Source organism: Nonomuraea salmonea (assembly GCF_042428605.1).
GTDB classification, from domain to species: Bacteria; Actinomycetota; Actinomycetes; order Streptosporangiales; family Streptosporangiaceae; genus Nonomuraea; species Nonomuraea salmonea.
Genome location: NZ_JBHMCF010000003.1, coordinates 1 through 24118, shown reverse-complemented (window position 1 = coordinate 24118; position 24118 = coordinate 1). Strand labels below are relative to the sequence as shown.

Annotated in this window: 20 protein-coding genes; 12 read left to right on the top strand and 8 right to left on the bottom strand. The window is 71.2% G+C overall.

Features of this window, described 5'->3' with window-relative positions; translation table 11 throughout:
* Positions 1 to 15 precede the first annotated feature (15 nt).
* Complete coding sequence (locus ACFFR3_RS01325) at positions 16 to 816, bottom strand: DMT family transporter (protein WP_345398109.1); 801 nt, start codon at positions 814 to 816, stop codon at positions 16 to 18.
* A 37-nt stretch (positions 817 to 853) separates the two neighbouring features.
* Positions 854 to 1471, bottom strand: a complete 618-nt coding sequence (locus ACFFR3_RS01320; protein WP_345398112.1) for a DedA family protein — start codon at positions 1469 to 1471, stop codon at positions 854 to 856.
* 392 nt (positions 1472 to 1863) lie between these two features.
* On the opposite strand from ACFFR3_RS01320, the gene ACFFR3_RS01315 reads away from it, so the two are divergent.
* Both ACFFR3_RS01315 and ACFFR3_RS01310 read left to right on the top strand, forming a co-directional pair.
* Positions 1864 to 3054, top strand: a complete 1191-nt coding sequence (locus ACFFR3_RS01315; protein ID WP_379482467.1) for a sensor histidine kinase — start codon at positions 1864 to 1866, stop codon at positions 3052 to 3054.
* 34 nt (positions 3055 to 3088) lie between these two features.
* On the top strand, positions 3089 to 4111 hold the full coding sequence (locus ACFFR3_RS01310; protein WP_379482466.1) for a hypothetical protein: 1023 nt from the start codon (positions 3089 to 3091) through the stop codon (positions 4109 to 4111).
* On the opposite strand, the gene ACFFR3_RS01305 is transcribed toward ACFFR3_RS01310, so the two are convergent.
* The gene (locus tag ACFFR3_RS01305; RefSeq protein ID WP_364382891.1) at positions 4019 to 4660 is read right to left on the bottom strand and encodes a VC0807 family protein; all 642 of its coding nucleotides are present in this window, start codon (positions 4658 to 4660) and stop codon (positions 4019 to 4021) included. The two genes, ACFFR3_RS01310 and ACFFR3_RS01305, sit on opposite strands and share 93 nt — an antisense overlap.
* A gap of 216 nt (positions 4661 to 4876) precedes the next feature.
* Complete coding sequence (gene leuE, locus ACFFR3_RS01300) at positions 4877 to 5533, bottom strand: leucine efflux protein LeuE (protein WP_345398126.1); 657 nt, start codon at positions 5531 to 5533, stop codon at positions 4877 to 4879.
* A gap of 105 nt (positions 5534 to 5638) precedes the next feature.
* On the opposite strand from leuE, the gene ACFFR3_RS01295 reads away from it, so the two are divergent.
* The 5 genes from ACFFR3_RS01295 (at position 5639) to ACFFR3_RS01275 (ending at position 13625) form a co-directional block, all read left to right on the top strand.
* On the top strand, positions 5639 to 6505 hold the full coding sequence (locus ACFFR3_RS01295) for a TIGR03619 family F420-dependent LLM class oxidoreductase (RefSeq protein ID WP_364382885.1): 867 nt from the start codon (positions 5639 to 5641) through the stop codon (positions 6503 to 6505).
* 91 nt (positions 6506 to 6596) lie between these two features.
* Positions 6597 to 8426: a M14 family metallopeptidase gene (locus tag ACFFR3_RS01290; protein ID WP_379482465.1), complete on the top strand. Its 1830-nt coding sequence runs from the start codon at positions 6597 to 6599 to the stop codon at positions 8424 to 8426.
* 289 nt (positions 8427 to 8715) lie between these two features.
* Positions 8716 to 10293, top strand: a complete 1578-nt coding sequence (locus tag ACFFR3_RS01285) for a chitinase (RefSeq protein WP_345398136.1) — start codon at positions 8716 to 8718, stop codon at positions 10291 to 10293.
* Positions 10290 to 11732: a carbohydrate-binding protein gene (locus ACFFR3_RS01280; RefSeq protein ID WP_364382876.1), complete on the top strand. Its 1443-nt coding sequence runs from the start codon at positions 10290 to 10292 to the stop codon at positions 11730 to 11732. The genes ACFFR3_RS01285 and ACFFR3_RS01280 overlap by 4 nt, the downstream gene beginning before the upstream one ends.
* A gap of 99 nt (positions 11733 to 11831) precedes the next feature.
* On the top strand, positions 11832 to 13625 hold the full coding sequence (locus tag ACFFR3_RS01275; protein ID WP_364382873.1) for a chitinase: 1794 nt from the start codon (positions 11832 to 11834) through the stop codon (positions 13623 to 13625).
* On the opposite strand, the gene ACFFR3_RS01270 is transcribed toward ACFFR3_RS01275, so the two are convergent.
* Positions 13612 to 15198: a molybdopterin-dependent oxidoreductase gene (locus ACFFR3_RS01270; RefSeq protein ID WP_379482464.1), complete on the bottom strand. Its 1587-nt coding sequence runs from the start codon at positions 15196 to 15198 to the stop codon at positions 13612 to 13614. The genes ACFFR3_RS01275 and ACFFR3_RS01270 overlap by 14 nt on opposite strands.
* Before the next feature lie 127 nt (positions 15199 to 15325).
* On the opposite strand from ACFFR3_RS01270, the gene ACFFR3_RS01265 reads away from it, so the two are divergent.
* Entirely contained in the window at positions 15326 to 16714 is a 1389-nt protein-coding gene (locus ACFFR3_RS01265) for a putative hexosyltransferase (protein ID WP_364382867.1), read from the top strand.
* Here the strand turns inward: ACFFR3_RS01265 and erm are convergent.
* On the bottom strand, positions 16703 to 17479 hold the full coding sequence (gene erm, locus ACFFR3_RS01260; RefSeq protein ID WP_379482712.1) for an ErmE/ErmH/ErmO/ErmR family 23S rRNA (adenine(2058)-N(6))-methyltransferase: 777 nt from the start codon (positions 17477 to 17479) through the stop codon (positions 16703 to 16705). The two genes, ACFFR3_RS01265 and erm, sit on opposite strands and share 12 nt — an antisense overlap.
* A gap of 297 nt (positions 17480 to 17776) precedes the next feature.
* On the opposite strand from erm, the gene ACFFR3_RS01255 reads away from it, so the two are divergent.
* Complete coding sequence (locus ACFFR3_RS01255) at positions 17777 to 18838, top strand: ATP-binding protein (RefSeq protein WP_345398160.1); 1062 nt, start codon at positions 17777 to 17779, stop codon at positions 18836 to 18838.
* A complete protein-coding gene (locus ACFFR3_RS01250) occupies positions 18835 to 20610 on the top strand; it encodes a vWA domain-containing protein (protein WP_364382863.1) in 1776 nt (591 codons plus the stop codon). The genes ACFFR3_RS01255 and ACFFR3_RS01250 overlap by 4 nt, the downstream gene beginning before the upstream one ends.
* Here the strand turns inward: ACFFR3_RS01250 and ACFFR3_RS01245 are convergent.
* Entirely contained in the window at positions 20603 to 20731 is a 129-nt protein-coding gene (locus tag ACFFR3_RS01245; protein ID WP_379482463.1) for a hypothetical protein, read from the bottom strand. The genes ACFFR3_RS01250 and ACFFR3_RS01245 overlap by 8 nt on opposite strands.
* Before the next feature lie 132 nt (positions 20732 to 20863).
* Here ACFFR3_RS01245 and ACFFR3_RS01240 point away from each other — a divergent pair, with 132 nt between their 5' ends.
* Positions 20864 to 21724: a hypothetical protein gene (locus tag ACFFR3_RS01240; protein WP_364382857.1), complete on the top strand. Its 861-nt coding sequence runs from the start codon at positions 20864 to 20866 to the stop codon at positions 21722 to 21724.
* A 20-nt stretch (positions 21725 to 21744) separates the two neighbouring features.
* Entirely contained in the window at positions 21745 to 22533 is a 789-nt protein-coding gene (locus ACFFR3_RS01235; protein WP_379482462.1) for a helix-turn-helix domain-containing protein, read from the top strand.
* On the opposite strand, the gene ACFFR3_RS01230 is transcribed toward ACFFR3_RS01235, so the two are convergent.
* Positions 22502 to 23599: an AI-2E family transporter gene (locus ACFFR3_RS01230; protein ID WP_379482461.1), complete on the bottom strand. Its 1098-nt coding sequence runs from the start codon at positions 23597 to 23599 to the stop codon at positions 22502 to 22504. The two genes, ACFFR3_RS01235 and ACFFR3_RS01230, sit on opposite strands and share 32 nt — an antisense overlap.
* Positions 23600 to 24118 lie beyond the last annotated feature (519 nt).

Below are 24118 nucleotides of genomic sequence, written 5' to 3'. Positions count from 1 at the left end.
ATTCGTGCAGGGACATCAGCGGGTCTCCAGCGGGCTCGTTCTGGCCAGGGCCACGGTGCCCGCGGCGGTCAGCAGCGCCGCCACGACGGGCAGCACTCCGGTCGGCACCGGCTCGCCGAGCAGCAGCGCGCCGAACGCGACCGCGGTCAGCGGGTCGGCGATCTGCAGGGCGGCGAAGGAGACGCCGAAGTGCCCGACGGCGTAGGCACGCTGCAGCATCATGAGCGCCAGCAGGGCGGGGACCGGCAACGCCAGCAGGTACAGCCAGTTCCATTCGCCGTCCACCAGGACGCGCATGAGCGTCGCGGTGGCGCCGTACAGGACGCCTGAGCTGGTGGCGAGCAGGGCCGCGCGGCCGGCGGGCGAGGCGACCTTCGAGGCGGCCCACAGCAGGACCGCCGCGACGCCGGCCACGCCGAGCAGCGTCAGCACGCCGTCGGGGTCGAGCTGGGTGGGGCCGTCGGACTCCGGCACCAGCAGCACCAGCCCGATCAACCCGGCCGCGACCACGCCCGCCGCCGCCAGCTCCTTGCGCTCCGGCTTGCGGTTGTGCAGCGTGGCGGCGAGGGGCAGCGCGAACAGCAGGCTGGCCACGCCCATCGGCTGGACGACGGTCAGCGGGCCGAGCCCGAGTGCGACGATGTGCAGGCCACCACCGGCGAGGATGGACGCGCCGCCGATCAGCCAGCGCGGCCTGCGCAGCAGGACGAGCAGCCCAGGCTTGGCGGTGCCGACCGCCTCGAACTGCTGCAGGGCGGCTCCGAGCGCGAAGAACAGCGAACCGACCAGGGCGATCACCGCGGCCAGCACAGTCATTGCGCACTCCTTTCCAACGGATGGTGACCTGGCAGGGTCAAAGGGACGTGTCCACCGGAAGGCGGTCAGCGGAAGCCTTGGTGGCGCGCCGCTTCCTGACCCAGCGCACGACCTCGACCGCGACGGTGATGGACACCGCGATGCCGAGGCCGAGCAGCAGGCCCTTGATGGGGTCGTTCTCGAACGCCATCCCGCCGAAGAAGCCGATCAGCCCGGAGTACAGGCCCCACGAGCCCGCCGCGATCGCGTCGAAGAAGGTGAACGAGCGCAGCGGATGCCGTACGGCGCCCATGGTCAGCGTGGTCGCGGTACGCCCGCCCGGGATGTACCTGGCGACGACCAGGACCAGCCCGCCGCGCTCCGCCAGGGCGTTGCGCGCCCAGACGAACGCCTTCTTCTCCCGCAGCCGCCCCCCTGACCGGTGGCCGATCAGGTAGGAGATGTGGTCGCCGGCGAACGCGCCCAGGGCGGCGACCACGATGACCAGGGCCAGGTTGGTCTGGCCCGAGGCGGCGAAGACCGCCGCGGTGATCACGGACGTCTCGGCCGGCACGATCGGGAAGAACCCGTCGAGCAGCGCGAGCCCGAACAGCGCGACATACAGCCACGGCGACGACATCACCTGCTCGACCAGGTCGAGGATGGCGTGCGACATGAGCGTGTACTCCGATCGTTAGGGGCACCACACAGCCTGTCTGTGCGGGGGTCCCCGGGGTATCGGGGATGCCCCGGGTCGAACGCGGCCCTTTCCCGGAGGCGGGTCAGGGCCGTCACCCCTGGAAGATAGAAACTCCGCAGGTCACGGCACATCGGACGTAAGGCATGCCCCACCCCCTACTTTCGTCGGGGGAGGGCGCCGGACCTCCGGATGACACCATCGATCAAACCGGTTTCGCGCGCCGGAATCAGGAGTGGAGGTAGGCGCTTTCCCGGTAGGGCTAGCACTACCGTCGCGGTGGACGGCTCCCCACCCTTACTTTCGTCAGGCGCCTCACCTGGCCTTCGGGGGTCTCCCGTACCGTCCGGCAGCGGATAACGTCGGCGGGCGTGAGGTACCTTCGCCAGCTCCGCCGCGCGAACCGCCGCCAGGTGGTCTACGACCTGCTGTTGTGGATCGGGCTCTGCGTGTTCATCGCCGCGATGGGGGCCGACCCGTTCCGCGACCCCGCCGGGTTCGCCCTGATGACCCTGCCCCGCTGGGGCCTGGCCACGGCGGCGGTGCTGGTCGGCCGCCGCTGGCCGCTGGCCGCGCTGATGTTGCTGCTGCCGCTCGGGCCGTGGAAGTTCAGCGAGGGGTTCGCGACGGTGGACCTGACGTGGCTGCTGCCCCGGCACGACGTCAAGATCCTCCCGCTGCTGCCCACGTCGCCGTTCATCATCTGGTACGCGTACCTGACCGGCCGCCGGGCGACCCGTACGGCGCCCGCGCTCATGGCGTTCTGCCTGATCACGCTGGTCGGCGTGGCCGTGGTCGTGGTGATGGGCGGCGACCTCGCGCTGTGGGTGTCGATGGTCACCGCGCTGATCGGCACCTACCTGGTCCCCTACCTGCTCGGCGTGCTGCGCGGCAGGCTGCTGCACCAGCGGGCGCAGACCAGGCTGTCGGTCGAGGCACAGGCGAGGCTCCGGGAGCGGGCGCGGATCGCGCGGGACATGCACGACTCGCTCGGCCACGACCTGGCGCTGATCGCGGTCAGAGCGGGCGGGCTTGAGCTGGCTCCCGGGCTGGCGCCCGCCCAGGTCAAGGCGGCCGGTGAGCTGCGCGAGGCGGCGTCCGACGCCACCGAGCGGCTCAGGCAGATCATCGGGCTGCTCCGGGACGACGCCGAGGCGGCACCCCTGGCGCCCCTGGAGAAGCCGGCGGAGGAGCCGGTGGAGGAGCTGGTGCCCGACCTGGTCCGCAGGGCGGCGGCCTCCGGCATGGCGATCACCCTCGACCTGGCCGGCGGCCCGATGCCGGAGCTGGCCGCCGCCGTGGTGCAGGAGGGGCTCACCAACGCGGCCAAGCACGCGCCGGGCGCCGAGGTCGCGGTGTCGGTCTCGCCGCATCTCGTACGCGTGCGCAACGGGCCGCCGCGCAGCAGGCCCACGGCCCGCAGGGGCGGGCTGGGGCTGACGAGCCTGCGCGAGCGCGTACGGGCGGAAGGCGGCACGCTGACCGCGCGGCCCCTGGGCGGCGGCTTCGAGCTCGCCGTCACCCTCCCCCGCGAGGGGGAGGAGGATCCCCGAGGCTCGTGAGGAGCCAGGGAGCTCGCCGCGCCACGCTCGGAGCATGACCGAAGCACCTAGGCCCGGCATCGGCCGCGTCACCGCCGCGATCGTGGCGGTCGCCGCCATGCTGCCCTATCTCACGCTGAAGATCCTCTGGCTGGCCGGCCACTACGTCGGCGTCGGCGCCCCCGATCTGATGGCGGACCTGGCGATGGTCGGGATGAACGCGATGACGTTCGGCATGGACGCCGTCGGCCTGGTGCTGGCGCTGGCCTTCACCATGCGCTGGGGGCTGCGCCTGCCGGCCTGGCTGGTGCTGCTGCCGCTGTGGGTCGGGTCTGGCCTGCTGTCGGTGGTGATCGTCAGCGCGCCGGTGGTGCTGGCCGCGTCCGGGCTGGACGCGCTCGACGGCGGCCCCATCGAGCCGTGGGTGTACGCGATGGTCTACGGCGGGTTCATCGGGCAGGGCGTGGGGCTGATGGCCGCGTTCGCGCTCTATGCCCGCGACCGCTGGCCTGCTGTCTTCACCACCCGGCTCTCGCACCCCTTCCCCAGCCTCACCAGGCCGTTGCAGCGGGTGATCGCGTGGGCCGCGCTGCCGGTGGCGGTGCTGCTCGGCGGCGTCATGCTGACGCGGGTGATCGGGGCGCAGCCGTACCTCGCGGTGCAGAACCTGCTGCGCGGGACGCTGGCGATCGCGGGGGCGCTCGCGCTGGTGGCGCTCGTGCGCGGGCGGGGGCCCGGACGTGGGCCCGGACGGGGAGCCGGACGGGGGCGCGGCCCGTTCTGGCGTCCTGCGGTGCTGGTCTGGCTGGGCTCGGGCACGCTGTTCGCCTGGGGGCTCTACACGATGGTGGTCGCGGCGGCGGCCGGGCCGCTCAGCGCGGCGGAGGGCGGCGTGGAGGAGTTCGTGGCGCTGTTCGGCATGCTGACCGGGCTGGTCATGGGCCTGTGCGCGGCGTTTCTGCTGGTCGAACGGTCAAGTGTGGGCTCAGGTGTGGGCGACGTGCAGGCGGTGCAGCAGCCGCTTGAAGGCGATGATCGAGAACGTGATCGCGGTGCCGCTGATCAGCGCCACCGCTGACGTGCGCAGCAGCATGAACCCGGCGAGCGTGCCGGCCAGCGACTCGTAGACGGCGAGGAAGATGCTCAACGTCGAGTTCATCAGCAGCACGAACGCCCACAGCAGGGTGATCCTGGCGAAGAACCTTCGCACGCGCTCGTGCTTGAGCACCGCCGACGGCAGGTGGATGTAGTCGAGCGTCAGCTTCTCCACCAGCGGCTTGTTGAGCCGCACGGAGGCGAGGAAGGCGATGCTGATGCAGATCGTGCCCATCTCGGGCTGGATGAAGAACCACATCCAGGTGCCGGTCCAGAACGCCACGATCGCGCGTACGGTGATCGCGAACGCGGCCAGGAACATCGTCGCGGGCACCTTGATCCGCCTGATCAGCCGCCAGATCACCCCCAGGTAGACCCAGGCGACGGTCAGGGCGAGCGCCCACCTGAAGTCGAGGACCACCATGGCCAGGTAGAACACGGCGAGGGGCGCCACGACGGCCTCGAGCAGCCGGGGAGCCGCCTGCCGGGCGAGCGCGGTGAGGCGTGGAAGGGTGACCGGTGGATGGTTCAAGGCTGCTCCGCAGATAGGCCGACGATCAGCGACTACCCGGGCTTCGGGGGACCAGGCTTTCCCGATGGATCGCTCGCTGTCACCAGAGCGTCATCGGCCGCCGTCCCCGGGAAGCACGCCGGTGGCTTACGGTACCTGAGGAGTGGTGGTGCGACTGCCTCTTTTGACGCGTTCGATCTGTCTCCAGCGAAAACAGCCGCGCCTTGAGCCGGGCTTTCAGCCGAGTGACGCGGTGGCCAGCTTCGCCCCGAATCCCAGGAAGACGACCCCGACGCCCGAGGCCAGGCCCGCGCCGAGCCGCCTGCGGCGGCGGAACTGCGCGGCCAGGAACGTGCCGCCGAAGATCAGCGCGGTCAGGTAGAGGAAGCTGAAGAGCTGGATGACCGCGCCGAGGATGACGAACGTCAGCGCCGGGCTGGCGTAGCCGGGGTCCACGAACTGCACGAAGAACGAGACGAAGAACAGGATCGCCTTCGGGTTGAGCAGGCTGATCGTCAGCGCCTTGCGGAACGGGCGGCTCTCGGCCCTGGCCGGCGCGGTGACGGGCTGCTCCGACACCTCGGGGACGGCGCGCCACGACTTCCACGCGCCGCGGATCATCTGCAGGCCGATCCAGGCGAGGTAGAGGGCGCCCGCGTACTTGACGACGGCGAACAGCGCCGGGTGGGAGCGCAGCAGCGAGGCGGCGCCGGCGGCGCTGAGGAACATCAGCACGGTGTCGCCCGCGAAGACGCCGCACGCGGCCCGGTAGCCCGCCCGTACGCCGTGCGTGGCCGCGTGGCTGAGCACGAACAGGGAGTTGGGCCCGGGCAACAGGATGATCAGGAAGGCGCCGATGGCGTAGGCCCAGAAATCCGTGATGCCGAAGAACATGCTGCTTGCTCCTGGGGACGAACCGCTGACATCACACGATATCCGGCGGTCCGATGACTTTCCCGCCCCGCCCGGGTCCATCCATGTGACGGAAGGGAGCACGACATGGACTTCGGAATCGGCCTGCCCATCACGGGACCTGAGGCGAGCCCTGAGCGGATCGCCGACGTCGCGCAGCGTGCCGAGCGCGCGGGACTCGGCGCGGTGTGGGCGTACGAGCGGCTGCTGCGGCCGGCGGAGCCGTACATGCTGGGGCTGAACCAGGTGGTGCCGCTGCCCGAGGAGAGCGCCATCGTGTACGACCCCCTGGAGACGCTCGCCTACCTCGCGGCCACCACCAGCACGATCCGCCTGGGCACCAGCGTCATCGACGCCCTCTACCACCCGCCGGTGGTGCTGGCCAAGCGCCTCGCGACGCTCGACCGGCTGAGCGGCGGCCGCCTGTGGATCGGCCTCGGCCAGGGCTGGATGGCGCAGGAATTCGAGGCGGCGGGAGTGCCCGTCTCGCGGCGCGGGGCCGGGTTCGCCGAGCACGTGGCGGCCATGCGCGCGTGCTGGGGCCCCGACCCGGTGAGCTTCTCCGGCCGCTTCTACACGATCCCCGAGTCGCAGGTCGGGCCGAAGCCGGCCGGGCTGACCCTGCTCGCGGGGGCGGCGGCACCGGCGGCGGTCGAGCGGGCGGCCGCGCTCGGGATGGGGCTGAGCGCCGTGGTGTTCGACTGGGACGCGCTGGGCCAGTGCGTGGAGACGTACCGGAAGGCCGGCGGGGCGGGGCCGTTCGTCATCCAGGTGAACGGCGTGATCGGCGACCGGCCGCTGGACGAGCGCATGCCGCTGACCGGCTCGGCCGAGCAGGTGGCCGAGGACCTCGCGCGGGCCAGGGAACTGGGCGCCGACCACGTCTACTGGCAGCCGATCGGCTTCGACGCCGACGGCCTGGTGGAGCGCATCGCGGGGCTGGCCGCAGGCTGACGGAATTTGGGCCTTCTCCGCGGCGGTCAACGTCTTCACTCTCAGTTCAGGCGCCGGTCAACCCCGACCCCGAGCGCCCGAGGAGGACGAGGTGAGACACCGATTAGTCATCCTGCTTGCCGCCCTCAGCCTGATCAGCCTGACCGGCATGACAGGCGCGGGGGCCACCGCCGAGCCGCCGCCGAACAAGCAGTATCGGGTGGCGGGCCCGGCGGACGCGCGGCAGCGCAGCGCGGTGGCGGCGACCGGAGCCGCCATCGAGGAGGTGGACCCGGACTCGGTGCTGGTCACGGCGACGGAGTCCGAGGTGTCGGCCATCAGGCGGCTCGGCTATCGGGTGACGGAGGTGCCGCGACCGGCGCCGCCGTCATCGGTGGGCGCTCTGGACTTCCCGCCGGCGGACTCGGCCTACCACAACTACGCCGAGATGACCGCGGAGATCAACGCGCTGGTGGCGGCCCGGCCCGACATCGTCAGCCAGACGACGTACGGCACGTCGTACGAGGGCAGGCCGCTGCGCCTGGTCAAGATCAGCGACAACGTGGGCGCCGACGAGAACGAGCCCGAGGTGCTGTTCACCGCGCACCAGCACGCCCGCGAGCACCTGACGGTCGAGATGGCGCTCTACATCATGCACCTGCTGGCCGACAACTACGGCAGCGACGCCCGGATCACGAACCTGGTGAACACCAGGGAGATCTGGATCATGCCGGACCTGAACCCGGACGGCGGCGAGTACGACATCGCCACCGGCTCCTACCGCTCCTGGCGCAAGAACCGGCAGCCGAACTCGGGCTCGTCCGCGGTCGGCACCGACCTGAACCGTAACTGGGCCTACAACTGGGGCTGCTGCGGCGGGTCGTCTGGCTCGGCGGGCAGCGAGACGTACCGGGGCGCGAGCGCGGAGTCGGCGCCCGAGGTCAGGGCGGCGGCCAACTGGGTGCGCGGCCGGGTCGTGGGCGGGGTGCAGCAGATCAAGGCGCACATCGACTGGCACACCTACAGCGAGCTGATCCTCTGGCCGTACGGCTACACCTTCAACGACACGGCGCCCGGCCTGACGCAGGACGACCGCGACGCGCACGCCACGCTGGGGCAGAACATGGCGAGCACGAACGGGTACACGCCTGAGCAGGCCAGCGACCTCTACATCACCGACGGCACGATCGACGACTGGCTGTGGGGCTTCTACAAGATCTTCAGCTTCACGTTCGAGATGTATCCGCGCGGCTCCAGCCCCGGCTTCTATCCGCCGGACGAGCAGATCGTCACGCAGACCACCCGTAACAGGGAGGCGGTGCTGCGCTTCCTGGAGTACGCGGACTGCGTCTACCGCATCATCGGCAAGGAGGCCCAGTACTGCGGCACCGGCACCCCGTCGGAGACCGTCTACATCGACACGTTCGAGACGGCGACCGGCTGGACGGTCAACCCGAACGGCACCGACACGGCCGGCACCGGGCTCTGGGAGCGGGGCGACCCGCAGGCCACCACCTCAAGCGGCGCCAAGCAACTCGGCACCACGGTGAGTGGTACCAACGACCTGGTGACCGGCCGCCTGGCGGGCTCGTCGGCGGGCGACCACGACATCGACGGCGGCGTCACCTTGATCCAGTCGCCGCCGATCACGCTGCCCTCGACGGGCGCGCTGAGCCTGTCCTTCTCGCACTACCTGGCGCACGGCTCGAACTCCTCAAGCGCCGACTACCTGCGCGTCCGCGTGGTGGGCAGTACCACGACGACCGTGCTCAACCAGCCCGGCGCGGCCTCCAACCGCAACGGCGCCTGGGCCACGGCCACGGCGAGCCTGAACGCGCACGCGGGCCAGACCGTCCGCATCCTCATCGACGCCGCCGACGCCTCAGGGGCCTCCCTGGTCGAGGCCGGCATCGACGACGTCAGGATCACCCGGCAGCCGTAGCAGCCGGTCTCTCCTCCGCCGCACGACTGGGCCGCACGGTCGGCTGACTCGTGCGGCGGAGTCGTGTTTGGGTCTTGTAAGCCTCGGGTGTCAGAGCTACGATCGCGGCAATCCTTAGGAAAGTTTCCTAAAAGTAATCTTCGTCCGGACAAGACCTGACAACCGCAGCAAGGTTACTCGCGCAGACACCCCCCAGGCCCGTGTTCACCTCCGCGGGCCGTGCCGTACGGCTTGCGTTCTCACCCCCCTGCGCAAGCCGTACGGCACGCAGAACCAGAAGGAAAGACCCGTGAGATTACGCGCGATCCTCCTGACGCTGGCCACCGCCGCACTCGGCCTCTCCGTGCTCCCCGCCGCGCCCGCGCACGCCGCGGGCCCCACCGCGACGTTCGTCAAGGTGTCGGACTGGGGCTCGGGCTTCGAGGGCAAGGTGACCGTCACCAACGACAGCACCACCGCCATGCCGAGCTGGAACGTGCAGTTCGACCTGCCGTCCGGCTTCAGCATCCCGTCCGCCTGGGACGCCGTCATGACCAGGAACGGGCAGCACTACACCTTCACCCCGCCGAGCTGGGCGGGCCCGCTCGCCCCCGGGGCCGGCGTGAGCTTCGGCTTCAACGGCAACCCCGGCAACTTCCCCGGCATCACCGGCTGCACGCTCAACGGCGCCTCCTGCGGCGGCGGCACCACGAACCCCGGCGTCCCCGGCGCCCCGGGAACGGTCAACGCCACCGCCACGGCGAGCGCCATCACCCTGACCTGGGGCGCGTCCAGCGGCACGGTCACCGGCTACCGCGTCTACGAGGGCGGCACCGTCAAGGCCACGGCCACCGGCACCACGGCCACCATCGGCGGGCTCGGCACCTGCCAGACGCACACCTACACCGTCAAGGCGTACAACGCGCAGGGCGAGTCGCAGGGACGTGACGTCACCGCCACCACCAGCGGCTGCACCGGCGGCGGAGGCACGCTGCCCAAGCACTTCCTCACCGGCTACTGGCACAACTTCGTCAACCCCGCCGTCGAGCTCAAGCTCGGAGCCGTCCCCAGCGAGTACGACCTGATCGCCGTCGCCTTCGGCGAGGCCACCTCCACTCCAGGCCAGGTCACCTTCGCCGTGGACGGCGGCCTGGCCGCCGCGGTCGGCGGCTACACCGACGCCCAGTTCAAGGCCGACGTGCAGGCCCTGCACCAGCGCGGCAAGAAGGTCATCCTGTCGGTCGGCGGCGAGGCCGGCCGGGTGCAGGTGGCGGACTCGGCGGCCGCGACCCGCTTCGCCGACTCCGTCCACGCGATCATGCAGAGCTACGGTTTCGACGGCGTGGACATCGACCTGGAGAACGGACTCAACGCCACCTACATGGCCCAGGCGCTCAGATCGCTGCGCGCCAAGGCCGGCGCCGACCTCATCATCACGATGGCCCCGCAGACCATCGACATGCAGACGACCGGGATGGAGTACTTCAAGCTCGCCCTGTCGATCAAGGACATCCTCACGGTCGTCCACACCCAGTTCTACAACTCGGGCTCCATGCTCGGCTGCGACCAGGCGCAGGCGTACGCGCAGGGCTCGGTCAACTTCATGACCGCCCTGGCCTGCATCCAGCTGGAGAACGGCCTGCGCCCCGACCAGGTGGCGCTGGGCCTGCCGGCCGGGCCCGGCGCGGCGGGCGGCGGCGTCGTCGCGCCCGCCCTCGTCAACCAGGCGCTCGACTGCCTGGCCAAGCGCAGCAACTGCGGCTCCTTCGTGCCGCCGCGCGCCTACCCCGACATCCGCGGCGCGATGACCTGGTCCATCAACTGGGACGCGAGCAACAACTGGCAGTTCTCCAAGACCGTCAAGCCCCACCTCCAGGGAATGCCATGACCTTTCGCAGCAGACTCACCGCCCTGGCGACCGGCCTCGCCCTCGTGCTGACCGGCGCCGGGCTCGCCACCCCCGCACAGGCCACGACTCAGCAGATCAGGGTGCTCGCCGCCGCCTGGGCGCCGTGGACCTCGTACGCGACCGGCGCCGTCGTCACCTACCAGGGCGTCGACTACGTGTGCCTCCAGGCGCACACCTCGCAGCCCGGCTGGGAGCCGCCGAACGTGCCCGCGCTGTGGAAGCGCGGCTCGGGCGGCGGCGGCAGCGACACCTCGGCCCCGTCGGCGCCCGGCAACCTCCGCTCGACCGGCGTCACCTCCAGCAGCGTCTCCCTGGCATGGAACGCCTCCACCGACAACGTCGGCGTCACCGGCTACAACGTCTACCGGGGCGGCACCCTGGTCACGACGGTGTCCGGCACGTCGTACACCGACACCGGCCGCGCCGCCAACACCGGCTACACCTACACCGTCCGCGCCCGCGACGCCGCCGGCAACCTGTCGGGGGCCAGCAACTCCGTGACGGCCACCACCTCCGGCGGCGGCTCCGACCCCGGACCCAACCCGGCGAAGATGGCCGGCGCCCCCTACCTCTACATGGGTTGGGGCAGCCCGCCGAACCCCGGCACGGTGATGGACGCGACCGGCGTGAAGTCGTTCACGATGGCGTTCATCCTGTCGAGCGGCGGCTGCACCCCCGCCTGGGACGGCAACAGGCCGCTCACCGGCGGCGCCGACCAGCAGGCGATCAACACGATCAAGTCGAAGGGCGGCAACGTCCAGATCTCCTTCGGCGGCTGGCAGGGCAACAAGCTCGGCCCCAACTGCTCCTCCCCGCAGGCGTACGCCAACGCGGTGCAGCAGGTCATCAACGCCGTCGGCCCGGCCGTCGTGGACTTCGACATCGAGAACACCGACGAGTTCGCCAACTACACCGTCCAGGACCGCATCCTGAACGCCCTCAAGATCGTCAAGCAGAACAACCCGAACGTCAAGATCGTCGTGACGTTCGGCACCGAGCGAACCGGCCCGAACAACCACGGCGTCCGGCTCATCAACCAGGCCAAGGCGCTCGGCGTGCCGATCGACAACTTCACGATCATGCCGTTCGACTTCGGCAGCTCCAACATCTACCAGGACACCGTCAACGCCTCCGAGGGCCTGAAGAACGCGCTCAAGAACGCCTACGGCTGGACCGACGCGCAGGCGTACGCCCACATGGGCATCTCCGGCATGAACGGCGTGTCCGATCAGCAGGAGATGACCACCACCGGCACCTGGACCCAGATCCGTGACTGGGCCAGGTCGAAGGGCCTGACCAGGCTCGCCTACTGGGCGGTCAACCGCGACCGCGGCTGCCCCGGCGGCGGCGTGGTCGCGCACTGCAGCGGCATCGCGCAGGCCGACTGGGACTTCACCAGGATCACCGCCGGCTTCTGACCAGCGACGGCCCGCCCCTGCGCGAGGGGCGGGCCGCCTCCGAGTCACCGACCGGCCCGTCCCCCCTCCGCCTCGGGGGCGGACCGCAGTGAGGACAGCATGAGATTCCGAGCACCGGCGGTCCTGCTGGCCGCCGCACTCGTCGCACTCCCCGCCACCCCCGCACACGCCGCCGACATCGCCCGCAACCCGGGCTTCGAGTCCGGCCTGACCGGCTGGACCTGCTCGGGCGCCGAGACCGTCACCGCACCCGTGCACGGCGGCGCCCGCGCGTTGCGCGCCACCCCGCAGGGCAACGACCTGGCCCGCTGTGAGCAGGCCGTCACCGTCCTGCCGAACACCGTCTACGAGCTGTCGGCCTGGGTGCAGGGCGCGTACGTCTTCCTCGGCGCGACCGGCTCCGGCGTCAGCGCCAGCACGTGGGCCTCGCCCGGCGCCGCCTGGTCCCAGCTCAGGACCTCCTTCACCACCGGCCCCGCCACCACGTCCGTCACCGTGTACGTCAACGGCTGGTACGGCCAGGGCCCCTACCTCGCCGACGACGTCCAGCTGGACGGCCCGGGCGGCGGCCCCGAGGACACCCAGGCCCCTGCCGTCCCAGGGAACGTCACCGTCGGCCACGCGACCGCGAGCAGCCTCGACGTGACCTGGTCGCCCTCATCGGACGACGTCGGCGTGACGAAATACGAGGTCTCCAGGAACGGCGTCGCCCCCACCCCCGTCACCGGCACCTCATACACGGCGACCGGCCTGACTCCGCGGACGTCGTACGCCTTCCGGGTCAGGGCCTGCGACGCGGCGGGCAACTGCTCGCCGTACTCGACGCAGGTCACCGGCACCACGGCGGAGGGCGGCGGCGACACCAGCCTGCCCGAGCGCGTCATGGTCGGCTACCTGCACGCGTCGTTCGCCAACGGCTCCGGCTACATCCGCATGAGCGACGTACCGGACGAGTGGGACGTCATCCACCTCGCCTTCGGCGAGCCCACCTCCGTCACCTCCGGCGACATCCGCTTCACCCGCTGCCCCGCCGCCGAATGCCCAGGCGTCGAGTCCGAGTCCGACTTCATCGCCGCCATCAGGGCCAAGCAGGCGCAGGGCAAGAAGGTGCTGATCTCGATCGGCGGCCAGAACGGCCAGGTGCAGCTCACCACGGCGGCGGCCCGCGACGCGTTCGTCAGCTCCGTCTCCGCCATCATCGACCGCTACGGCCTCGACGGCCTGGACATCGACTTCGAGGGCCACTCCCTCTACCTCGACCCCGGCGACACCGACCTCGCCCGCCCGACCACCCCGGTCGTCGTCAACCTCATCGCGGCGCTCAAGACGCTCAGGAGCCGCTACGGGGACGACTTCACGCTCACCATGGCCCCCGAGACGTTCTTCGTCCAGCTCGGCCACCAGTTCTACGGCCCGGGCCAGAACGGCGCCGACCCCAGGAGCGCGTCCTACCTGCCCGTCATCCACGCCCTGCGCGACGACCTGACCCTGCTCCACGTGCAGGACTACAACTCGGGCCCGATCATGGGGCTCGACGGCCAGTACCACACGATGGGCGGGCACGACTTCCACGTCGCCATGACCGACATGCTGCTCGCCGGCTTCCCGATCGCGGGGAACCCGGCCAACATGTTCCCGCCGCTGCGCCAGGACCAGGTGGCGATCGGGCTGCCCGCCTCGCCCAACGCCGGCAACGGGTTCACCACTGTGGCCGAGGTGCACAAGGCGTTCGACTGCCTGGCCAAGGGCACCGGCTGCGGGTCGTACCGGCCGCGCGGCGTCTATCCCGGCCTGCGCGGGCTGATGGCCTGGTCGATCAACTGGGACGTCTTCAACGGCAAGGAGTTCTCCCGGAGCCACCGGGCCCACCTCGACGGGCTCACCGCACCCTGACGAGCTGGGTGGGCTTGATCGGGATGCCGAGACCGGGCGGCCGGTAGGTGGGCAGCGCCTCGCCGTACTCGTGCATCCAGGCGTGGTCCACCATCAGCCGCATCCGCCCGAACGCGGGCCGCGCGCCCGGCTCGGGGAGCCGCCTGGGGGTCGTGTCGCCGGCCAGCCTGGTCACGGCCCCGGCCAGCAGCTCAGGGTCGGGCGGCGTCAGGTCGCAGTGCTCGTCAGGCCCGATCAGCAGGTCCACGTCGGGCGGCAGCGGATAGATCGGCCGGGGGAGCGCGAGCACGCGCGGCGGCGGCGCCATCGGCCACCCGCCGGCCACCGCCTCCAGCAGGACCGCCCGCGACGTCCTGCGCGCGAACAACCCCTCCGCCAGCGCCCAGCTCAGCGCCCCCAAGTCGGCGCGGTCCTCGCCGCACGCGTGCAGGCACAGGTAAGGCACCAGCGGGATCCCCGCGCCGCCCGCCTGCGCCCACCCGCCGCCGCACCCGGTCAGCACCAGCAGCGCCAGCATCGCCCGGTACGCCGTGTCCGCGTGCGGCGTCTCCAGCCGCCCCGGCACGATCACGCACCGGCCGCCCGTCTTCTCCGCCGTCACCCCCAGCTCCCGCGCCGTCTTCACCGCCCGCGACGCCGCCACCCCCGTGTACGCCTCCTGCCATCCCGGCGTGTACGGCTCGGCCCGGTCCTCGTACCCGCCCGGCCACACTCCCGGCAGCCCGGGGCGCGGCACCCCGTACACGGCGAGCAGCAGGTCGAACACCGTCGTCACCGGCTCACCGCCGTCCGACACCACCGGCACGCCACGCCGCAGCACCCCCGTGCCGTCGTCGAAGCGCGGCAGCAGCACCTCCGCCGCCTGACCGCCGTACACGCTCAGCCGGTCGCACACCTCACCCGTCAGCCCGCCCGGCACGTACGCGCCCTCCCGCCGCCGCAACCACACCAGGGACGGCAGGTCCGTGCGCTCCATCGCGTGCCCGGCGAACGGCGTGCGGTCCAGGTAGAACTCCTTGAGCAGCACGTGCCCCATGGCCATCGCCAGCGCGCCGTCCGTGCCCGGCCGCACCACCAGCGTCTCGTCCGACAGCCGGGTCGGGTGGGTGCCGATCGCCACCACCTTCTGGCCCTTGTACCGCCCGGCGATCACCCAGGGCGTGTCCGCCGTGCGTACCAGCCGGTTGTTCTCGCCCCACAGCAGCACGTACGCCTGCCGGGCCCAGTCGTCGGCCCCCGGCCCGGAGAACCGGGGGCCGAGCACCTGTTCGGGCGCGCATGGATGCTCGGTCAGCACCGCCCCGCCGAGGCCGCCCACCAGCCGCGACAGCGGCGAGGTCGCCAGCGCCGCCACCCGCTCGGCGCCGTGCCGCGCCGCGGTGTCCACGATCGCGGCGCCGGCCAGCTCCGCCGCCGTCGCGTCGTCGAGCGGCACCCGCCGCTCACCTCGCATGCGGTGGTAGAGCTGTGAGTTTCCTGTGAGTTTCGCCCAGGCCGCGACCGGGTCGCGCTCCCCGTCCCGTACCTCGAAATACAGCCTGACCAGTGCCTGGTTGACCTGCGATCCCCCCATGGAAAAAGTTCAACACAGACCGTGATGTCGTATCGGGATACGTGTCGGCATGTCGGGGATAAGAATTGGCAGCACTCGACCCGGCCGAGTGGCAGCGGGTCCCGGCTTACGGCAGGCTAGACGCGCCATGGATTACGCAGCTCTCACGGGGATCGTCCTCGTCGCCGGTGTCGTGCTCGCCATCGTCGCGCAACGTCGTGACTGGCGCCCCCCTCTCTGGGTCGCCCTCACGGTCGGCATCGCCGTGCGCGTGCTCATCATGTACGTCGCGGCCATCGGCACCTGGCAACCCGTCGACTTCGTCAACAGCTTCAAGCCCGCGGGCGAGGCCGTGCTGCGCGGCGAGGACCCGGTGCTGGCCAGCAACGGCGGCTGGCACTTCCTGCCGACCATCCCCTACGTCTACGGCATCCTGCTGTGGCTCGGCATCCCATGGGAATACGCCGGCCGGCTGGTCACCGTGGTCGCCGACATCGTGCTCATCCCGCTGGTCGGCAAGCTCGCCGGCGGCCCGAGGGCGTCGCTGCGCGCCTTCCAGTACGCGCTCAACCCGCTCGCCCTGCTCGTCGCCTCCGTGCACGGCCAGGTCGAGCCGGTCGCGCTGGTGTTCGGCGTGGCCGCGTTCGTGGTGGCCCGCGGTCCGGGCGACCCCCACAGGCCCGGCATGGTCACCGACGTCGCCGCCAGGGTGCGCCAGGGCATCGCGGCCTACGGCGTACGCGGCTCCATCCCGCGCGTGATCGGCCGCCGCGGCATGCTGCACCGCGCGCTGCTCCCCGGCCCCGACGACCGCGCCCACCTGCGCCGCGGCGCCCTGGCCGGGCTGCTCATGGGCCTCGCGCTGTGCGCCAAGAGCTGGCCGATCTGGCTGATCCCCGGCATGCTGCTGCTCCTGCCCAACCTGCGCGCCCGCGTGATGGGGCTGTTCACCACCGGGCTCGTGCCGGTCTTCTTCCTGGTGACGCTGCCGATCTTCGCCGGCACGTCGCTCAACCAGATTCCGGCCGTCATCGACACCATCCGCGACATCCGGCCCATCGTCGGCGAGTGGGGCTGGACCCCGTGGTTCACCGGCGGCAGCTGGGACCTGCGGCCCGAGCTGGCCTCGTTCGGCACCAACCTCATCTACGTCAGCGTGATCGCCGTCATCCTGTGGTGGCGGCGGGCCGACCCGATCGACATGACGACGGCCATCCTGATCGTCTTCATGATCATGACGCCCCGGCTCGGCGCCCAATACCTGCTGTGGTTCATGCCGTTCCTGGTCGCGCGGCCCACCAGGTTCGCCTGGGCGGCCATCCTCACCACGTCGTTCTGGTCGGCCTACGGTTACCTGGTCATGACCCAGTTCGGCCCGCAGGGGTGGTGGCTGCAGCACACCTACTGGTCGCGGGCCTCCATCCTGATCCTGCCGATCCTCGCGCTGGCCCTGCCCTGGAACCGCCGCGTCGCGGAGGTCCCAGGGCTCGCCTCCTCGGGGTCGCCCAAGTCGTCGCGGATCACGTCACCGGCATAGGCGCTCCCACAACGTGATCCACTGACCGGGACGCACGTGGCCCACGACGGTGTCGCGGGCCACCCCGGCCGCCGCCAGCGCGGCGTCCACCCCGGCATAGCGCGTCCTCAGCGAGGCCCGCACCGAGCCGCCCACCCCGCCGAAGCCCAGCTCGACCAGCTCCTCGTACGAGCGGCGGCCCGACACCAGCGGGTCCGGTCTGCGTTCGACGCGCAGGATCGCCGAGTCGACCGACGGCACCGGGCGGAAGCTCTCCCTGCCGACCGCGTCACCCAGCCGCCAGTCGAACCACGGCCACGACAGCACCGTGACCAGGCTCCACCGGCCGTAGTCGCCGGAGCGTTTGCGGGCGTACTCCCGCTGGGTGAGCAGCGTCGCCGAGGTCAGGCCGGGCGCCCGCAGGCACCAGTCCACGATCCGCGAGGTCGACGCGTACGGGATGTTCCCCACGACCGCGAACGGCTCGCGCGGCGCCCGCGCCCGCGCGAAGTCGCCCCTGACCACCTGGATGCGCTGATCGCTGCGCGTCCGCGCGGCCAGCAGCCCGGCCAGCCGCGGGTCGAGCTCGTAGCCGATCACCCGCGCGCCCGCCTCCGCCAGCGCGAACGTCAGCGCCCCCGTGCCAGGGCCCGGCTCCAGCACCAGGCCGTCCGGGGCGGCGGCCTTGACCATCAGGTGCACGGCATGCCGGTCGACGAGGAAGTTCTGCGACAGCGTGCGCCGCGCCCGATCCGTGGGCGTGCGGCCGCCACCGGCGTTCCTGATCTTCTTCTGAGTGTGTGAATGATTTCCGTGCGCGAAGTTCTGCGCCACAGCACTGCCCTTCCTGGGCCTCGAGATGAACAGGTCTCTCGAAGGGCCCCGGGCGCGCCTGCGGACGCGTCAGCCTCAGGTCAGCTCATCGCATCCGCCGGCGGGCCAGAGCCCGGCCGCGGCGGATGCGGATGAAGAACGGACAGCAGAACATGCTCGACATGGCGGTCACTGTAGGTCGCGGCCGATCGGGCGGGCAAAGCATTAAACGCCTCGCGCGCCGCCCCCGTCGTTGGGCAGTCTGGAGTGATGCAGGCGACGATCACGGTCACTCCGGCACAGCTCCCCGAGCTGCTGCTGCACGTCGCCGTGGTCCGGCCCGTCTTCCTGTGGGGCGCCCCCGGCATCGGCAAGAGCTCCCTCGTACGCGCGTTCGCCGACTCGCTCGGCCTCGACTGCGTCACGCTGCTCGGCACCCAGCTCGCCCCCGAAGACCTCATCGGCGTGCCCGAGCTGGTCGGCGGGCGCAGCAGGTTCGCGCCGCCCGAGTCGATCGCGCGGGCCGAGCCCTACTGCCTGTTCCTCGACGAGCTCAACGCCTCAGCCCCCGAGGTGCAGAAGGCGTTCTACTCGCTGATCCTCGACCGCCGCATCGGCGCCTACGAGCTGCCCGAGGGCTCCGTCGTCATCGGCGCCGGCAACCGCGCCACCGACAACGCCCTGGCCAGACCCATGGCGTCCGCGCTCATCAACCGGCTGGTCCACGTCCACCTGCGGGCCTCGTCCGACGACTGGCTGAAGTGGGCCGCCGCCAACGGCATCCACCCCTGGATCATCGACTACCTCGTGCAGCGGCCCGACCACCTGTGGAGCCCGCCGCCCAAGACCGAGGAGCCGTTCTCCTCGCCGCGCGCCTGGCACATGCTCTCCGACGTGCTCGTCTCCTACGGCGACGACGTCTCCGACGACACCCTCGCCACGCTCGCCTTCGGCACGCTCACCAGCGCCCACGCCTCCGCCTTCCGCGCCTACGTCAAGACCGTGCGGCACGCGTACGACCTGGAGGCCGTGCTCAAGGGCGACGCGCCATGGCCGCGCCGGCCCGAGGAGCGCGACCTGCTCTACTTCCTGGCCGAGACCTTCCGCGCCCGCCTCATCAAAGGGCTGCCCGCCGACAAGCGCGGCGCCTCCGGCCGGGGCCGCGACCTCGCGTTCCGCGCCAAGACGCTGCTGGTCGAGCTGGCCGAGATCTCGCTGGAGTGCGCCCAGCTCGTCATCGCCAACGACGCCGACGGCGCGCCCGCGCTGCCCACCTGGTTCCTCGTCGAGGTCGGCAGAGACGTGCCCCGCCTGATGGCCGCCCGCTCATGAGCCGCCGCAAGGCCAAGACCGACCCCTGGCGGGCCGAGGTGCTCAAGGGCTGGCACACCGTCAGCCGGCTGCCGCTGTTCCGCGTCTTCCACAGCACCCTGTACGAGGCCCCCGACGGCCGCCTCACCCCCGACACATGGGCGTACGTCACCGCCGGCGGCGACGTGCACTTCCACCCCAAGCGCCGCGCCCCCGCCGACGAGTGGGCGTGGGTGTTCGCCCACCTGCTGCTCCACCTCGGCTTCGGCCACGCCGACCCGCGCTCCTGCGCGCCGAAGGACGTCGACGACGACCTCCCCGAGCCCGCGTACCACGCCGCCTGCTGCCTGGCCGCCGAACGCTTCCTGCGCACGCTCAAGATCGGCCGCTGCCCCGCGCCGCTGCCCGCCGAGCTGCCACCGCACGACGAGGTGGCGCTGTCGGAGCTGTGGCGCCGCACCAGCGTGCCCGACGCCTACCGCCCGCCGGGCGAGCCCGACTTCCGCATCGGCACCGCCGAGCTGGCCCGCGACCTCGACTTCCCCCGGTCGTTCGCCATCGGCATCGCCGACGCGGCCACGCACGCCCTCGACGTCGCCGGTGAGCCGCGCACCTTCGTCGAAGGGCACGTCAAGGGGCCGTGGGACACCGCGCTGCGCTGGTTCGTGTCGTCGTACCCGCTGCTCGGGGCGCTGGCCGCGGGCATGAAGATCGTCACGGACGCCGAGCTGGCCAGGGAGTGGGACATCTCAATCGCCGCCGTCAGCGCCGAGGCGGGCGAGATCTACATCAACCCGCTCAGCAGGCAGACCGAGCTGGGCTGGCGGTTCGTGCTGGCCCACGAGATGCTGCACGCCGCGCTGCGCCACGGCGAGCGCGCCGGCCTGCGCGAGCCGTACCTGTGGAACGTCGCCTGCGACTACGTCATCAACGGCTGGCTGGTCGAGATGGGCGTCGGCGAGATGCCGGAAGGGCTGCTGTTCGACCAGTCGCTGACCGGCATGTCCGCCGAGGCCGTCTACGACCGCATCGCGACCGACCTGCGCCGCCTGCGCAAGCTCGGCACGCTGCGCGGGCGCGGGCTCGGCGACGTGCTCGACCGCCCGCCCCGCCGCGCCGGCGGCTACGTCGACCTCGACGACTACTACCGCAACGCCCTCGCCACCGGCCTGGCCTACCACCAGTCCAGCGGCCGCGGCCTGCTGCCCGCCGGGCTCGAACAGGAGATCCGCGCGCTCGACCAGCCGCCCCTGCCGTGGGACGCCCGGCTGGCCCGCTGGTTCGACGAGCACTTCCGGCCCGAGGAGCAGCGCCGCACCTACGCCCGCGCCTCCCGCCGCCAGGCCGCCACCCCGCACATCCCGCGCCCCGGCCGGATCAGGCCCGAGGAGACCGTCCGCAAGGCCACGTTCGGGGTGGTGCTCGACACCTCCGGCTCCATGGACGTCAAGCTGCTCGGCAAGGCGCTCGGCGCCATCGCCTCCTACGCCGCCGCCCGCGACGTGCCGCGCGCCCGCGTGGTGTTCTGCGACGCCACCGCCTATGACGCAGGCTACCTGCCCGTCGAGGAGATCGCCTCCAAGGTCAGGGTGCGCGGACGGGGCGGCACCATCCTCCAGCCCGGCGTCCGGCTGCTCGAACGCGCCGGCGACTTCCCGCCCGACGGGCCCATCCTGCTGATCACCGACGGAGAGTGCGACGTGCTGCGGATCCGGCGCGAGCACGCCTTCCTGATCCCGCAGGGGGCCTCGCTGCCCTTCCGGCCGCGCGGGCCCGTCTTCCACCTCAAGTGACGATCAGGCGTACCAGGAAGGACGGCTCCGCGATCACCGACAGCAGCCTGATCACCGCCCGGTACGCCGCGCTGCCCTCCAACTCCTCCTCCCGGCGGGCAACATCGCCGTCGCGTCGCACACCCCGGTGAAGCGGTCGTCGATGTCCCAGCGCCGTGTCCCAGCGCCGTCTGTCCACGTGTCCGATTGTTACAAGCCCGCGGTCTCCCGGTCTCGTTAGCGTCGGAAGCCCACGATGAAAAGGACCACCGCCATGGACGTACTCGACCGCGCCGAGCGCTACCTGCTCCACCACGGACGCCTCATCGACCGGCTACGCTTCCAGGCGCTGTTCAGGGGCGGCCCGCGCGAACCCGTGCTGCACGCGCTGCACGCCTACCAGAACCCCGACGGCGGCTTCGGCCACGCACTCGAACCCGACCTGCGCGGCGCCGGCAGCCAGCCAGAGTCCGTCGAGGTGGCGCTGTGGATCCTCGACGAGCTGGACGCCTTCGGCTCCCCGATGGTGGCCGCCGCCTGCGACTACCTCGCCTCCGTGACCACGCCCGACGGCGGGGTGCCGTGGGTGCTGCCGTCCGTGCGCGAGACGCCGCGCGCCCCCTGGTGGCAGACGGACGACGACCCGCCCGGCGCGCTCGTCCCCACCGCGCCCATCGCGGGGCTGCTGCACAAGCACGGGGTCGCGCATCCGTGGCTGGCCGGGGCGACCGCGTTCTGCTGGTCGCGGCTGGCCGACCTCAAGGAGCCCGGCACGTACGAGGCGATGGCCGCGCTGACCTTTCTGACGTACGTGCCGGACAGGGAACGCGCGCTGGCCGAGTTCGACCGGCTGCGGGACGTCCTGCTCGGCACCGTCACCTACGATCTCGACGCGCCCGGCCACGTCCACCACCCGCTCGACTTCGCGCCCCGGCCGTCGCCGCTGCCCCTCTTCCCCCAGGACATCCTGGACACCCACCTCGACGCGCTGCTCGCCGCGCAGTCCCCGGACGGCGGCTGGGGCCCGAACTGGACGATGTGGACGCCATTGGTGGAGCACGAGTGGGGCGGCTACATCACCGTCCAGCGCCTGCAGACGCTGCACGCGTACGGGAGGCTTGGCGATCTGTCGTAGGGCGGGCGTACGTTGGAGCCATGTACGCCGAACGGCCCCCGGCCTCGGGCCTCACCGGCCGCATCGCCTGCGAATGGCTCCGCACCAGCGACACCTCCGCCTCGCCCGCCCTCGCTTGGGGCGCGCTGGGCTCCGGCTCTTCCGTCACCCCCGAGCAGCGGGGTGGTGGGCGGGTGCTCGTGGTGCCCGACGCCTGTGTCGACCTGATCTGGGGTGACGGCGTGCCGTTCGTGGCGGGGCCTGACACCGGGCCCATGCCGACGTCCATCCGGGCAGGCGAGACCATGGCCGGCGTTCGCTTCAAGCCGGGCGCGGTGGGCGCGTTCTTCGGCGTCCCGCTCACCGACCTCCTCGACCGCCGCGTCCCCCTGGCCGACCTGCCCGGCGGCCACGCGTTCCTCCGCGAGCTGACCGACGGCCCCGCGAGCACGGCGGGGGAGCGGTTGCACGCCATGCGGGCGGCGGTGCGGCGCCGCCTGCTCGTCCCTCACCTCGGCTACGACGCCGACCAGGGCCTCGACCCCGTCGCCCCCGCCATCACCACCGCCCTGAGCCAGGGCAGGACGGTCAGCGAGGTCGCCTGGTCACTCGGCTTCAGCGAACGCCAGCTGCAACGCCGCAGCGTCTCCGCGTTCGGCTACGCACCCAAGACGTTGCAGCGCATCGTCCGCTTCCAGCACGCGCTGCGCCTGGCCCGCACCGGCCTCCCGCTGGCCCGGGTCGCCGCCACGGCCGGCTACACCGACCAGGCCCACATGGCCAACGACGTACGGCGGCTCAGCGGCGGCCCGATGAGCCACCTCCTCTGACCCGCCTCGCTCGCCCCTGGGCGGGCCGCCCCGCCGGCCGTTTACCGGACACCAGCGCCTGCGCCCATTTCGCACTCGGATCGCTGTCGATGAGCAACGCCCGCGTCAGCAGGCTCAACGGAATCGCGAGAATCGCGCCGAGCGGCCCCAGCACGAAAGTCCACACGATCAGCGAGATGAACGTCATCGTCGTGGAAAGCCCCACGGCGTCACCCAGGAATTTCGGCAGAATGAACGACTGCGTGACGACATTGATGACGCAATAGGCCGCGATGACCAGGAGCATCGTCTGCACCCCGCCGTCCAGCAGCGCGAGCATTGCGGGCGGCAGCAACCCGATCACGAAACCGATGTTCGGAATGTAATTGGCGATCAGCGCCAGCACACCCCAGAGCAACGGCAGCGGCACGTCCAGCAACGACAGCGCGAGCATGTCGAGAATCGCGTTGATCAATCCGAAGACCGTGGAGACGATCAAATACCGCCGCGTCTTGTGCGCGAACGTCGCCAGCGCCGTCACCACGTGCGGCCGATACCCCTCGCCGGCCGTGAGCACCTTGGAGGTGACGGGCGCGTCCAGCGACATCGCCAGCAACAGCACCACGATGAGGAAGAGCGCGGACAGCACCCCGATCAGGCTGCCGAGCAGGATCTGCGCCAGCCCCAGCACCCTGCCGGGGTCGAACGCCTGCAACCCCCTGCTCAGCACGTCGTTGCTGAGCCCGTGCGCCGCGGCCCAGCGCTGCGCGTCGGCCACGAGCTGCCGGAACTGGTCGGTGTACGTGGGCAGCAGTGAGGCGAGCTGGGTGGCCGAGATGGTGATGATGCCGACCATGGCGAGCAGCACGAGGACGACGATGAGGAAGGGCAGCGCGACCTGGAGCCAGATGGGGGCGTGCCGGCGGGCCAGCCAGTTGCGCACCGGGGAGACCGCGATGACCAGCACGAGAGCCAGCACCACGGGCCCGGCGATGGAGGCGACCTCGCGGATGCCGAAGAGTACGATCACTCCGGCGGCCAGGCCGACCAGGATGATCACCGCCCTCGGCACGGATTGATCACGCACGCCCCCGTACCTACCCCTGTGCCGCCTCTGGGAGAGGGACGAACCATCGATTTGACGGTTCCGGGAGGCGTACATAGAGTTCACCAGTCCCACGAGAACGGCGGTGATCGCCGGGCTCACTCGGGGCCACCTCCAAGAGATCACCACTCCGGTGAGACGTGCGCGTCCACTCGGATCGGCTGGTAACTTAGAGGGGTTGTCCCCGAAAGGGGGCGCGGCTTAATTCTTGGAAAGTCGAGCCGGTCCGGTCAATTTGACAGGGACTTGAGCGGCTGAAAAGATTAAGACACAACAGAACGAACGGAGTGAACGCCTCCGAGCGGGGATCGCAAGGATTTGTGATTTCGGTGCGGATGTACGCGTCCGTTTCTTGAGAACTCAACAGTGTGTTAAAAGCCAGTGCATGATGCACAACCCCGTCATATTTTTGACGGATTCCTTTGGTTGACATTCATGTGAACATGAGTGTTGGCCAGGACTTCTTTTCAAGCATTGTTTGGAGAGTTTGATCCTGGCTCA